This window comes from Acidaminococcus massiliensis, assembly GCF_900095825.1.
GTDB classification, from domain to species: Bacteria; Bacillota; Negativicutes; order Acidaminococcales; family Acidaminococcaceae; genus Acidaminococcus; species Acidaminococcus massiliensis.
Genome location: NZ_LT608315.1, coordinates 154,579 through 166,766 on the forward strand (window position 1 = coordinate 154,579; position 12,188 = coordinate 166,766).

The 12,188-nt window shown below is 55.8% G+C and carries 13 protein-coding genes and 1 riboswitch; of the genes, 1 reads left to right on the forward strand and 12 read right to left on the reverse strand.

Annotated elements, in window-relative coordinates:
- Positions 1–10: 10 nt before the first annotated feature.
- From BQ2657_RS00880 to BQ2657_RS00895, 4 genes are all read right to left on the reverse strand, one after another.
- The gene (locus BQ2657_RS00880; RefSeq protein ID WP_075578948.1) at positions 11–625 is read right to left on the reverse strand and encodes a hypothetical protein; all 615 of its coding nucleotides are present in this window, start codon (positions 623–625) and stop codon (positions 11–13) included.
- The gene (locus tag BQ2657_RS00885; protein ID WP_075578949.1) at positions 622–1,845 is read right to left on the reverse strand and encodes a phosphopentomutase; all 1,224 of its coding nucleotides are present in this window, start codon (positions 1,843–1,845) and stop codon (positions 622–624) included. The genes BQ2657_RS00880 and BQ2657_RS00885 overlap by 4 nt, the downstream gene beginning before the upstream one ends.
- Positions 1,842–2,642: a uridine phosphorylase gene (gene udp / locus BQ2657_RS00890; RefSeq protein WP_075578950.1), complete on the reverse strand. Its 801-nt coding sequence runs from the start codon at positions 2,640–2,642 to the stop codon at positions 1,842–1,844. Before udp ends, BQ2657_RS00885 begins: the two co-directional genes overlap by 4 nt.
- A gap of 93 nt (positions 2,643–2,735) precedes the next feature.
- On the reverse strand, positions 2,736–3,326 hold the full coding sequence (locus BQ2657_RS00895; RefSeq protein WP_075578951.1) for a hydrolase: 591 nt from the start codon (positions 3,324–3,326) through the stop codon (positions 2,736–2,738).
- A 170-nt stretch (positions 3,327–3,496) separates the two neighbouring features.
- On the opposite strand from BQ2657_RS00895, the gene BQ2657_RS00900 reads away from it, so the two are divergent.
- Positions 3,497–4,057 (forward strand): ECF transporter S component, encoded by a 561-nt coding sequence (locus tag BQ2657_RS00900; protein ID WP_075578952.1) that lies wholly within the window; start codon positions 3,497–3,499, stop codon positions 4,055–4,057.
- A 94-nt stretch (positions 4,058–4,151) separates the two neighbouring features.
- On the opposite strand, the gene rny is transcribed toward BQ2657_RS00900, so the two are convergent.
- The 8 genes from rny to ribD form a co-directional block, all read right to left on the reverse strand.
- Positions 4,152–5,699: a ribonuclease Y gene (gene rny / locus BQ2657_RS00905; protein ID WP_261796359.1), complete on the reverse strand. Its 1,548-nt coding sequence runs from the start codon at positions 5,697–5,699 to the stop codon at positions 4,152–4,154.
- A gap of 204 nt (positions 5,700–5,903) precedes the next feature.
- A complete protein-coding gene (locus BQ2657_RS00910; RefSeq protein WP_075578953.1) occupies positions 5,904–6,389 on the reverse strand; it encodes a regulatory protein RecX in 486 nt (161 codons plus the stop codon).
- Entirely contained in the window at positions 6,379–7,467 is a 1,089-nt protein-coding gene (recA, locus tag BQ2657_RS00915; RefSeq protein WP_075578954.1) for a recombinase RecA, read from the reverse strand. Before recA ends, BQ2657_RS00910 begins: the two co-directional genes overlap by 11 nt.
- A gap of 59 nt (positions 7,468–7,526) precedes the next feature.
- Positions 7,527–8,387 carry an Hsp33 family molecular chaperone HslO gene (gene hslO / locus BQ2657_RS00920; RefSeq protein WP_075578955.1) on the reverse strand — a complete coding sequence of 287 codons (861 nt, stop codon included), beginning with the start codon at positions 8,385–8,387 and terminating at the stop codon, positions 7,527–7,529.
- A 9-nt stretch (positions 8,388–8,396) separates the two neighbouring features.
- On the reverse strand, positions 8,397–8,858 hold the full coding sequence (ribH, locus tag BQ2657_RS00925) for a 6,7-dimethyl-8-ribityllumazine synthase (RefSeq protein ID WP_075578956.1): 462 nt from the start codon (positions 8,856–8,858) through the stop codon (positions 8,397–8,399).
- The gene (locus BQ2657_RS00930) at positions 8,855–10,081 is read right to left on the reverse strand and encodes a bifunctional 3,4-dihydroxy-2-butanone-4-phosphate synthase/GTP cyclohydrolase II (RefSeq protein WP_075578957.1); all 1,227 of its coding nucleotides are present in this window, start codon (positions 10,079–10,081) and stop codon (positions 8,855–8,857) included. The genes ribH and BQ2657_RS00930 overlap by 4 nt, the downstream gene beginning before the upstream one ends.
- 12 nt (positions 10,082–10,093) lie before the next feature.
- Complete coding sequence (locus BQ2657_RS00935) at positions 10,094–10,732, reverse strand: riboflavin synthase (protein ID WP_075578958.1); 639 nt, start codon at positions 10,730–10,732, stop codon at positions 10,094–10,096.
- Between the two features lie 4 nt (positions 10,733–10,736).
- Complete coding sequence (gene ribD / locus BQ2657_RS00940) at positions 10,737–11,834, reverse strand: bifunctional diaminohydroxyphosphoribosylaminopyrimidine deaminase/5-amino-6-(5-phosphoribosylamino)uracil reductase RibD (RefSeq protein ID WP_075580931.1); 1,098 nt, start codon at positions 11,832–11,834, stop codon at positions 10,737–10,739.
- Between the two features lie 79 nt (positions 11,835–11,913).
- Positions 11,914–12,026: riboswitch (FMN riboswitch) on the reverse strand.
- Between the last annotated feature and the right edge of the window lie 162 nt (positions 12,027–12,188).

Consider the following 12,188-nt stretch of genomic DNA (forward strand, 5'->3'; position numbering starts at 1 on the left):
TCCACCTCCTTCAAATCAGATCCTTCCCCTCCATGGTCATGGCCAGGTTGCTGAGGGCGTACTGGATTTCTTTTTCCGGATGGACCGCCAGAGCCACATCCGTGGTTTCAATTTTCCGAAGCTTTTTCTTCATGTATTTCCCTGTATCTTTCCGGTAGATGTACATATCCGCTCCGGAAATCACTCGCAGGAGCATGTCCGGTCCATCGTCGTCCCAGCCTCCCAAGAACATGGGCTGGATATAGTATTCCTCCATATCCCGGACCACCAGAAGGGACACCACCGTGGCCCCTGTTTTATCGGCGATTTTATCCATGACTTCCTTTTCAATGGGGTACCCATCTCCCCCGAACTGGGTCAGTACCTCATTGGCCCCTTCTGCCGCTTGGGCATCCGGCAGGAAAGCGAACTTGGCCCGGGGATAGGCTTGGCGCACCTGGCGTTTCCACACTTCCTTCATGGAAGGCGTAGCCTCTCCCGTATGGTCATAGACCACAAAAGCAATGGTTTTCCGCGCCAAGGGATCTGCAGCAGGGTTCTGTTCCGCTGCTTCTGCCGGCACCATCAGGAACAGTCCTGTCAGGACGAAACAAAAGGTCAACAACATTTTTCTGATACGTCTCATTTCAGCACCTCCTGCATCTTTCCCCGTTTCAGTTCCAGTCCCAGATGATGGGCCAGGATCTGCCCCGCATCACTGTAGGTATCCATGGGTTCCAGGGGACCGGGTTTCACTTCCGGCCCGAAGAACAGCATAGGAACGTGTTCCCGAGTATGGTCCGAGCCTTTCCAGGTAGGGTCGCACCCGTGGTCCGCCGTCACCAGCACCAGATCTCCCGGCTGGAGCCGTGCGGCCAGCTCTGGCAGGCGCCGGTCGATGGTCATGAGCCCTTCTCCATAGCCCCGGACATCTCTCCGGTGGCCATAGGTGGAATCGAAATCTACGAAGTTGGTGAACACCAAGCTCCTATCTCCAGCAGCATCCATTGCCTCCAGGGTAGCGTCAAAAAGAGCTTCCAATCCGGTGGCATGCCAAGCCTGGGTGATGCCCCTGTGGGCGAAGATATCCGCAATCTTTCCTACTGCATAGACTCCGCCAGCCTTTTCATACACTTCATCCAACAGAGTCTTTTCCAGTGCAGGTACTGCATAGTCATGACGGTTTCCGGTGCGGGTGAATTCTCCAGCCTTCTCCCCTACAAAGGGCCGGGCGATGACCCGGGCAATGTGGTAGGGCTGGACCAGCTTGTAGGCAATCTCACAGAGCTTGTACAGGTTCTCCAGGCCAAAAGTCCGTTCATGGGCAGCGATTTGGAGTACCGAATCCGCAGAAGTATAGACAATGGGCTTCCCAGTGCGCATATGCTCTTCTCCCAGTTCTTGGATGATCACCGTTCCAGAAGCATGTTTTTCCCCCAGCACTCCGGGAAGATTTCCCTCCTGGATCAGCCCGTCGATGATATCCTGGGGGAAACAGTGAGGCGTATTGGGGAAATATCCCCAATTGAACATCACCGGCACTCCCGTCAGCTCCCAGTGGCCGCTGAGGGTATCCTTGCCGCTGCTGATTTCCTTTGCATAGGTATAGGCCCCGGCCAGAGGTTCCGGACTGCCGATGGAATGGGGCAGCTTCTCCCCTGTACTCATCTTATGGGCCCGTTCCAACCCGTACCGTGCCAGATTGGGCAGGATCAGGAAGGACGCTCCCGGTTCTTGTTCCTTCTTCCGGGCAAACCAGCCGGCAATGTGTCCCAGGGTATCCGCCCCAGCATCTCCGAATTTTGCTGCATCAGGGGCTCCCCCGATGCCAAAAGAATCCATCATCAGGATGATGCACCGTTTCATTTCTTTCCCTCCCTTGCCAGTAATTCATTCAATGCCCGGCGGACAATGGTCTGGAACCGGTTCTCCGCCAGCCGGTAGATTTCCGGTGAAGCAATGCTCTCGCTTTCCGTCCGTTTAGCCACCACCCCGCACAGGCTGGCCGCTTTCAGCCCCAGGGCCTGGGAGGTGACAAAGACCGCAGCCGTTTCCATTTCATAATTGGTGACTCCCAGCTGCTGCCATTCCTTCAGGCTGCCCTGGAACCGGCGGAGTACATAGCCGGTAAAGCTGTCGTACCGTTCTTGGCCGGGCCAGAAAGTATCCGAACTGCAGCAGATGCCCACCTGATGGGGCACGTTTTCCACCAGGGCTGCATAGGCCAGCAGCTGGGTCAATTCAAAATCTGCCACCGCCGGGAATTCCAGGGGCGCATAGTGGGAGCTGGTGCCTTCCAGCCGGACGGCGGCCTTGATGATCACCACATCTCCCAATTCCAGGCCTTCCTGGATGGAGCCAGTGGTTCCCACTCGGATCACCCGTCTGATTCCCAGCCGGGCCAATTCCTCCAGGCAAATGGCAGTGGAAGGACCGCCCATGCCGGTGGAGCACACCAGGACAGGTTGGTTCTGGACCTGGGTGAGACAGCTGGTATACTCCCGGTGACTGGTCAGATCCACCGTAGGTCCCATGGCTTCCGCCAAGGACCGGACCCGTCCCGGATCCCCGGGCAGCAGGGCCGTATCCGCTCCCATGAGCAGAGCCCTGGACAGCTGAGTATGATACATGACTTCATGAGGTTCCGCATAATGATGATCCATGGTATCACTTCCTTGGTTGCTGTTCTCTTTCCCTTTATTATACGAAAGAGCAGGACCCCTGTTCAAGGTCCCGCTCCCCCCGTTTTCAGCCCATCAGGCCTTTCCTTCTTCTTTTTCCATGGTTTCCCGTACAGTTTCCTCGCAGGACCGCATGGCCAAGATGCTCTGTTCGAACAGTTTATTCAGATCCCAGCCCAGCATATCCGCTCCCTGCTGGATCACGTCCCGGCTGCACCCGGCGGCAAAGTGTTTATCCTTGAATTTTTTCTTCAAAGACTTCACTTCCATATCCTGGACGCTTTTGCTGGGCCGCATCAGAGCAGCCGCCCCGATGAGGCCGGACAGTTCGTCCACTGCATAGAGGACTTTTTCCATTTCCTCTTGGGGTTCTACATCGCTGCAGCGGGGCCATCCATGGCTGGCCACCGCATGGATCAGACGGTCGTCCCACCCCTTTTCTTTCAGGATTTCCGCTTCCTTCCGGCAGTGCTGTTCCGGATATTTTTCAAAATCCAGGTCGTGGAGCAAGCCCACCATGCCCCAGAAATCTTCTTCATCTCCATAGCCCAGTTCCTGGGCAAAATACCGCAGGCATCCTTCCACCGTCAGACCATGCTGGAGGTGGAAGGGTTCCTGATTATACTCCTTCAGCAGTTCCCAGGCTTCTTCTCTCGTATTTGCCATTTTTTCTCTCTCCTTCCAGCGTCACTAGTCCTAGTATACCACAAGACTTTCCCCTGAGAGAAACAAAAATACAGGATACCGGCACGATTTCCTATAAAAAACGTTCAAACTGTGTATTTTCACAGGTCTTTCCCTTGGCTATAATTTAAAGCTATAAGGAGTTGATCAAATTGCAGGAACACCAAATCAAGAAACTGACCCTGGCAGGAATGTTTGCCGCCCTGGCCTTTGCCTGCTTTTCCTATCTCCGGATCGAGATTCCCATGGGACTGGGACTCACTGGGAAGATCTACGTAGGCCATGCCTTCATCCTGCTGTCCGCTCTGGTACTGGGAGCCAAATATGGAGCCCTTTCCGGGGCCGTCGGGCTGACCCTGGCGGATTTGTTGGCTGGATACACCACTTCGGCTCCGCCTACTTTCCTGGCCAAATTCCTCTTGGGTTGGTCCACCGCCTGGGCCGCCCAGCATCTGTGCCATCTGGACCAGCTGACAGAGGACAGAACCCGTCTGCGGGCCGCAGCCATTGCCTGCATCGTGGGTTCCATCGTAAACGTAATCACCGAGCCCCTGATCCGCTACAGCTTCAAAGTGTCCATCCTGGGCCTCCCCCAGCAGGTGGCCTACGTAAGCGCGGTCAACTGCGCCGTCAGCATGGCCGTCAGCAACGTGGTATCCGTGGTGCTGGCAGTGGTATTGTATCGGGTGATGGAGAAAAGCATAGGGCTGTGAAAGGGAATTTCACAGCCCTATCGCGGGTCACGGCTCGCGACCCGCGACCTCCAAATAAAAAGGACTGTTGCCCATGCAACAGCCCTTTTTATTTCTACTTCGCGTAATCCACTGCCCGGGTTTCCCGCACGATGACCACTTTGATCTGTCCTGGATATTCCATATCCTCTTCGATCTTTTTGGCTACATCGTGAGCCAGGATGGTGGCAGCATCGTCGTCCACCTTTTCCGGTTTCACCATGATGCGGATTTCCCGCCCGGCCTGGACAGCATAGCACTTTTCCACGCCATCGAAGGATTCGGCAATTTCTTCCAATCGTGTCAGTCGTTTCAGATAGGTTTCCAGAGTCTCCCGGCGGGCTCCCGGCCGTGCCGCAGAAATGGCATCGGCAGCAGAGACCAGCACAGCCTGGACGGATGTAGGTTCACAGTCCCCATGGTGGGACATGATGGTGTTGATGACGATATCGGATTCGTGATACCGCTTGGCCACTTCTGCCCCCAGATCCACATGGGACCCTTCTACTTCATGGTCCACGGCTTTGCCGATATCATGGAGCAGCCCGGCCCGTTTGGCCGAGTTCACGTCCACCCCCAGTTCGGCAGCCATCAGGCCTGCTAGATGGGCCACTTCTGTAGAATGTTTCAGCACGTTCTGACCATAGCTGGTCCGGTATTTCAGACGGCCCAGCAGCTTGAGCAGTTCCGGATGGATGCCGTGGACGCCCACTTCGAAAGTAGCTTGTTCCCCAGCTTCCTTGATTTTCTGATCCAGTTCCTTCTGGGCCTTTTCCACCATTTCTTCGATCCGAGCTGGATGGATCCGGCCATCGTTGATCAGCTTCTCCAACGCAATCCGGGCCACTTCCCGGCGCACCGGGTCAAATCCGGAAATGATCACCGCTTCCGGGGTATCATCGATGATCAGATCGATACCCGTCAGAGTTTCCAGTGTCCGGATGTTCCGGCCTTCCCGGCCAATGATCCGGCCCTTCATTTCATCGTTGGGCAGGGGAACCACCGTTACTGTGGTTTCCGCCACCTGATCCGCCGCACAGCGCTGGATGGCCAGGGAAATAATCTCCCGGGCTTTCTGATCCGCCGTATCTTTGGCTTCCTGTTCCATTTCCTTGATCAGCCGTGCCTTGTCGTGTTTGACTTCCTCCCGCACATTGTCCAGGAGTTCCTGTTTGGCTTCTTCACTGGTCAGACCGGAAATCCGTTCCAATTCCACCATTTGCTGGTCGTACAAGGCATCGACTTTGGCCTGGGATTCCCGCAGGCGGTTGCTTTGTTCCAGAAGTTTTTCTTCCTTCTTTTCATAAGCATCCATCTTTTTGTCGACGTTTTCTTCCTTTTGGACCAGACGCCGTTCATTTTTGCTGAGCTCTGCTCTTCTTTCTTTATTTTCCCGTTCCATTTCAGAACGCAGACGATGGATTTCTTCCTTGGCTTCCAGCAGCGCTTCCTTTTTCTTGGCATCCCCCGCTTTCCGGGCATCTTCCAAGATTTGTTTCGCCGTTTCTTCCGCCGAGCCGATTTTACCTTCTGCAACGTTTTTACGAGCCAGATATCCGCCTCCAACGCCTAATAAACAAAGGACTACAGCAATAACTACACTTATGGGATCTATGATGAGCACCTCCTCTTTTACGAATTTTTCATCAAACCCTACTCATACAAGAAATAAGGCAACCAGAGGTCGCCTTAACACCCAATGAACGCGATTGGACAGAAATATTTTATAGTATTTTCACAGACGTGTCAATAAAAAGGGGCTGCTGCCTGGGCAACAGTCCCTTTTCCAGTCTCTAACCATTGGAAGGAACCCTGGCACGGGTTCCTTTTAAAATTCTTCCAATGCAATGGCGATAGGACTGGTTCCAAATCCCCGGCTGGCCAGCATCCGGGCCAGAGCCGCTTTGCCTTTACGGGGGTCTTCCCGGTACTTCCGGCGGATCTTGTCCCCCTGAGCTTGTGCCAGAGCCAGAGCTCGTTCCGTTTCTTCTTCTTCGGTGACTTCCCCCAGCACCTCCCGGACTTCTTCCCCGGAAAGGCACCGGCGGGTGAGCATCAGCCGAAGGTACTGCTTGCCATAGAACTTTTTCCGCCGCCAGGCATCCAGCACAGAACGGGCACAGCGGGCATCATCCACGAAATGATGGTCCGCCAGCTTCTGGAGCACCTGGTCCTGGAGTTCTTCCGGGCAGTCCCGCTCCTTCAGCTTCTGCCGCAGTTCCTGGGTACTATGGTCTCGGAGCGCCAATTTGTCCAGACAGAAATTGTAGGCATCCGCATGGGTGACAAGAGGCTTTTTGGCCTTATTCCACATGATCTCCGTCCGCTTCCGGTGTCATCACCAGTTCTTCCGGTTCCTGAGCCGTTGCCTGGGCCTGGACCGGTTTGCCGTCCGCCGGCAGGCCGGCAGCAGCCCGGATCTTGGCTTCCACATCAGCCGCCATATCCGGATGTTCTTTCAAGAAGGTCTTGGTATTTTCCCGGCCCTGGCCGATCCGCTGGTCTCCGTAAGAATACCAGGCACCGCTCTTGTTCAGGATGTTGTACTGGACTCCCAGGTCCACCAAGCATCCTTCATGGGAAATCCCTTCCCCGTACATGATATCGAATTCCGCCTGTTTGAAAGGAGGGGCTACTTTGTTTTTTACCACTTTCACCCGGGTGTGGTTCCCGATGATGTCATTGCCATTCTTCAGGCTCTCCACCCGGCGCACATCCATCCGGATGGTGGAATAGAATTTCAGGGCACGGCCCCCGGTGGTCACTTCCGGATTCCCGAACATGACCCCCACTTTTTCCCGGATCTGGTTGATGAACACCGTAGCCGTACGGGATTTGGCAATGACCCCAGTGAGCTTCCGCAGAGCCTGGCTCATGAGCCGGGCCTGGAGGCCCACATGGGAATCCCCCATATCCCCTTCGATTTCCGCTTTGGGCACCAGTGCCGCCACGGAGTCGATGACGATGATGTCAATGGCACCGCTGCGCACCAGGGCATCGCAGATTTCCAGGGCTTGTTCCCCGGTATCCGGCTGAGAAATCAGCAGGTTGTCGATATCCACTCCCAAATGCCGGGCATATTCTGGATCCAGGGCGTGTTCCGCATCGATGAAGGCTGCGTAGCCGCCCCGTTTCTGGGCTTCGGCGATCATGTGCAGGGCCACGGTGGTCTTCCCGGAAGATTCCGGTCCATAGATCTCGATGATCCGACCCCGGGGAATCCCTCCCACCCCCAGCGCAATGTCCAGGGACAAAGCTCCGGTGGGAATGGTCTCAATATTCATTTTGGCACTGGCAGCCCCCAGCTTCATGATGGACCCCTTGCCAAAGTCTTTTTCAATCTGCTTCAAAGCCGCATCCAGCGCTTTATTTTTATCCGCATCCAAACTCATGTTGTCATCTCCTTGTACCACAATTGCTCTATTTAGTATATAAACATTTGTTCGTAAAGTCAAGAGTTTCTAGGGAGATCTTTCAGTTCCTGCTGGGTAAAGAGATAGGATTTGTTGCAGTACTGGCAGTGGACCTCGGTCTGGGGGTCCTGGAGGATTTCTTCGAAATCCTTTTTGGGAAGGCCGCAGAGCATGCCGGCCACCTTTTCCCGGCTGCATCCGCAGTGGAAGGAAACTGGGTGGGATTCCAAGATTTCCACCGGCAGCCCTTTGGCCACCTTCTGGATCATCCCTTCTGCATCCAAGCCGGTCTGGAGCAGTTCCGTCACATAGGGCAGTGTCAGGATGTTGTCTTCCAAGGTCTTGATGGTCTCTTCCGAAGCATCGGGCAGCAGCTGGACAAAGTATCCGCCGGAAACGGCCACGGAGCCGTCCTTTTCAATGAGGACACCCAGGGCCACGCTGGACGGTGTCTGTTCCGAAACGGCCAAGTATCGGGTAAGATCTGCGGCGATTTCCCCGCTTTTTAAAGTAGAGACCCCCGTAAAAGGTTCCCCCTGGAGAGGGCAGCGGGTCACGGTGACCATCCCGTAGTGGCCCACGCCGCCTCCTACATCCAGCTTGCCGTTTTTCAGAGGCAGCATCACTTCCGGATGCATCACGAAGCCCCGGACCTGATAATCCCGGGCATCGGCCATGACCTGTCCCAAGGGACCGTCTCCCTTGATCCGGACTGTCACCGCTTCCCCCGCCTTCATGGTAGCCGCCAGCAGGAGAGCCCCGGCAGCAGTACGGCCCAGGGCCGCCGCTGCCAGAGGGCTGCAGTGGTGGATTTCATTCATGTACTGGGTCAGGTGGGTGGTGGTCACGGCATAGATCCGGGCATCCCCGGCCGTGGCCTTGACTAACACATCTTCCATAGGCACCTCTTACAGCTGTTTGGCCAGATTGACCATTTCAATCACAGCCATGGCCGCATCGGATCCCTTGTTCCCGGCTTTGGTGCCAGCCCGTTCCACAGCCTGTTCGATGTTTTCCGTGGTGACCACTCCAAAGGCAGTGGGCACTTCCGTTTCCATGTTCACCAAGGCAATCCCCTTGGACACTTCGTTGCACACATAGTCGTAATGGCTGGTAGCACCCCGGATCACGGCCCCCAAGGCGATGATTCCGTCATACTTGCCGCTTTTGGCCATTTTCTTGGCGATCAGAGGGATTTCGAAAGCCCCGGGTACCCAGGCCACGGTAATGTCATCTTCATTGGCCCCGTGCCGGCGCAGGGTGTCCTCCGCCCCGCTGAGCAGCTTGCTGGTGATGAATTCGTTGAAACGGGACACCACGATCCCGATTTTCAGACCTTCCGCTAACAATTGTCCTTCCAGAATTTTCATTTTGCATCCTCCACATTTTCATGTAATTCATGGCCCATGCGAACCTGTTTGGTCACCATATACCGATGATTGTAGCAGTTGTCTTTCATGATGATGGGCACCGTTTCCGTAATGGTGATCCCATAGCCGGAAAGCCCTGCCCGTTTGGCCGGATTGTTGGTCATCAGCCGGATGCTGGTGAGTCCCAGGTCTGCCAGGATCTGGGCTCCGATGCCGTAATCCCGCATATCCGGTTTGAAGCCCAGCTTCACGTTGGCGTCCACCGTATCCAGCCCCTGATCCTGAAGTTCATAAGCCCGGAGCTTGTTGGCCAGGCCGATGCCCCGGCCTTCCTGCTGCATGTACAGCACTACCCCGCAGCCTTCCTTTTCAATCATCTTCAGGCTGGTGGCCAGCTGGTCCCCACAGTCGCAGCGAAGGGACCCCAGGGCGTCCCCGGTGAGGCATTCGGAATGGACCCGGACCAACACATCCTTCTTGCCGGCCACATCTCCTTTGATGATGGCCACATGGCATTTGTCGTCCAAGTCGTTTTCGTACCCGATGGCCCGGAAGGTACCGTATTTGCTGGGCAGGGCTACGTTGGCGATCCGGTGGACCATCTTTTCCGTCTTCTTCCGGTAGGCGATCAGATCCGCCACGGTGATGAAGGTCAGGTTGAACTTCTTGGCGAATTCCATTAGTTCCGGAGTCCGGGCCATGGTACCGTCATCGCTCATGATCTCGCAGCAGATGCCCACCGGCTTCAGTCCTGCCAGCCTGCACAGGTCCGTAGTGGTTTCCGTATGGCCCGTACGCCGGAGCACCCCGCCTTCCCGGCTGCGGAGGGGGAACACATGGCCCGGCCGCCGGAAGTCTTCCGGTTTGGCGCTTTCATCGGCGCATTTCTTGATGGTGTAGGCCCGTTCCACGGCAGAGATCCCGGTAGTGGTGTCCTTGTGGTCGATGGATACGGTAAAGGCAGTTTCATGGTTGTCCGTGTTGTTGGCCACCATAGGTTCCATCTGGAGCCGGTCCAGGATGGCACCGTCGCAGGGCATGCAGATCAGGCCCTTGGCATGGGTGGCCATGAAGTTGATGTCGTCCGGAGTCACATACTCCGCACTCATGATCAGATCCCCTTCATTTTCCCGGTCGGGATCATCGGTGACCAGGACCATTTTGCCGGCACGGATGTCCGCAATGGCCTGTTCGATGGGATCAAACTGAAATTTTTTATCCATAGTTTTCACTCCTTAAAAAAATCCATTTTCGAAAAGGGTTTCCTTGGTAAGGCCCCCAGTTTTCCTGGTTTCCAACATCCGTTCCACATATTTCCCCAGGATGTCTGTTTCCAGGTTCACCTTGTCCCCGGTCTTTTTAAAGCCCAAGGTGGTGAACTGGACGGTCAGAGGGATCAATGATACGGAGAAGGTGGTATCCGTCACTTCCGTAATGGTCAGGCTGATGCCGTCAATGGCGATGGAGCCCTTGGTGACCATACCCCGGAGCAGGTCCGGGCTGCAGCTGATGGTAGTGACTTTGGCGATTCCTTCGGGACGGATCTTCACAATGGTCCCCACCCCGTCCACATGGCCGCTGACAATGTGGCCGTCCAGGCCGTCCCCTACATGGAGGGTCCGTTCCAGGTTGATCCGGTCCCCCTTCTTCAGGGAACCGATGGTGGTCCGGCGGGCCGTTTCCGGCATCACGTCCACGGTGAACCGCTGGCTGTCGAATTTCGTCACCGTCAGGCAGGCCCCGTTGCAGCAGACGCTTTCTCCGATTTTCAGCAAAGGCGGAATGGTCTGGGCGGCAATGGTCAGCCGGTAAGAATCCTGTTCCCGGCGCAAATCTTCCACCTTGCCCAGTTCCGCAATGAGTCCCGTAAACATGGGATCAGCTCCTTTCCAAAAGGCCGGTGACCATCAGGTCCGTGTCAAAGCTCTCATAGTGAGGTTCCTGGAGGGTCACCCGCAGGTCCATGTTCCGGGCGCCCCGGCCCCCGATGGGGCTCAGGTTCCGTTTGCCCCCGATCAGGCAAGGAGCGATGAAGGCATAGATCCGCTGGGCCAGTTTTCCGTCGAAGAAAGCACCGTGGACCTGGCTGCCTCCTTCCACCAGGATGCTGGTCTTTTCCTGCTGGCCCAGTCTATCCAGCAGGATTCCCAGGTCCAGGGCCCCGTGTTTTTCCGGGATCTGCCACACCGTCACCTGGTCCATGGCCTGGAAGGCCGCTACTTTTTCCCGGTCCGCTTTCAGGGAGGTGACCAGGAGGGTCTTAGCTTCCCCGTCGGTGAACACCTTCCGGTCCATGGGCAGCTGACAGTGGCTGTCCAGGACGATCCGGAGAGGATTTTTCCCTTCCACCAATCGGCAAGTCAGGGAGGGATCATCATTGAGTACCGTATTCTTTCCCACCAGGATGCAGTCGTAGATGCTCCGGAGCCGGTGGGCATAGGTCCGAGACTGTTCGTTGGAGATCCATTTAGAATCCCCGGAAGCCGTGGCGATCTTTCCGTCCAAGGTCATAGCGTATTTCAGGGCCACAAAAGGGCGGCCCGTCTTCATCCAGTGCATGAACACCTCGTTCTGCCGGTTGGCTTTGTCCGCCAGGACCCCCTGTACCACTTCCACCCCTGCTTCCCGGAGCCGGGCGAACCCTCGGCCGGAAACTTTCGGATTGGGGTCATCGGCAGCGGCCACCACCTTTTTGATGCCTGCCTTGATCAGGGCTTCGCAGCAGGGACCGGTGCGGCCATAATGGGAACAGGGTTCCAGGGTCACATAGGCGGTGCAGCCTTCCACCTGGTCTCCGGCGTCCCTCATGGCCATGATTTCCGCATGGGGCTGGCCGGCCTTGTGATGGTATCCCTTCCCTACGATTTTCCCTTCCGGGTTGACGATGACACAGCCGACCATGGGATTGGGACTGGTGCAGCCCCGGGCTTTTTCCGCCAAATCCAGGGCCATCTGCATATATTCTTCGTCTGTCACAGTTTCACCCGCTTTCAAGATTGCGAAATACAAAAGCCGGGCCATCCAGGAGGATAGCACGGCAAATACACTTTCCCAGCGCTGTCTTTTCTCATCCAGACTGTACTGTCGGTATCGGAATTCCACCGATTCGTGCCGAGGCTCGCGGACTTTACCGCCGGTAGGGAATCGCACCCCTCCCCAAAGACAAAACTTATACTGTTATTTCTTGTCCATTATACCATATCTGGAAGGGAATGCAAGAAGGGGGCACAGAGTGGCCCCCTTCAGTCACTAGTCACTAGTCTCTCGTCTCCAGCCAAAGGAAAAAATTTGCAGGCAAATTTCAGCAATGGACCGTTAATTTCTTCCGTC

Coding starts and splice junctions, on each gene's coding strand:
- hslO (WP_075578955.1), bottom strand. CDS start 8,387: ATGGAAGATGTGTTAGTCAAGGCCACGGCCGGGGATGCCCGGATCTAT.
- ribH (WP_075578956.1), bottom strand. CDS start 8,858: ATGAAAATTCTGGAAGGACAATTGTTAGCGGAAGGTCTGAAAATCGGG.
- udp (WP_075578950.1), bottom strand. CDS start 2,642: ATGGATCATCATTATGCGGAACCTCATGAAGTCATGTATCATACTCAG.
- recA (WP_075578954.1), bottom strand. CDS start 7,467: ATGAGTTTGGATGCGGATAAAAATAAAGCGCTGGATGCGGCTTTGAAG.
- BQ2657_RS00910 (WP_075578953.1), bottom strand. CDS start 6,389: ATGTGGAATAAGGCCAAAAAGCCTCTTGTCACCCATGCGGATGCCTAC.
- BQ2657_RS00885 (WP_075578949.1), bottom strand. CDS start 1,845: ATGAAACGGTGCATCATCCTGATGATGGATTCTTTTGGCATCGGGGGA.
- BQ2657_RS00935 (WP_075578958.1), bottom strand. CDS start 10,732: ATGTTTACGGGACTCATTGCGGAACTGGGCAAGGTGGAAGATTTGCGC.
- BQ2657_RS00895 (WP_075578951.1), bottom strand. CDS start 3,326: ATGGCAAATACGAGAGAAGAAGCCTGGGAACTGCTGAAGGAGTATAAT.
- BQ2657_RS00880 (WP_075578948.1), bottom strand. CDS start 625: ATGAGACGTATCAGAAAAATGTTGTTGACCTTTTGTTTCGTCCTGACA.
- BQ2657_RS00930 (WP_075578957.1), bottom strand. CDS start 10,081: ATGGATAAAAAATTTCAGTTTGATCCCATCGAACAGGCCATTGCGGAC.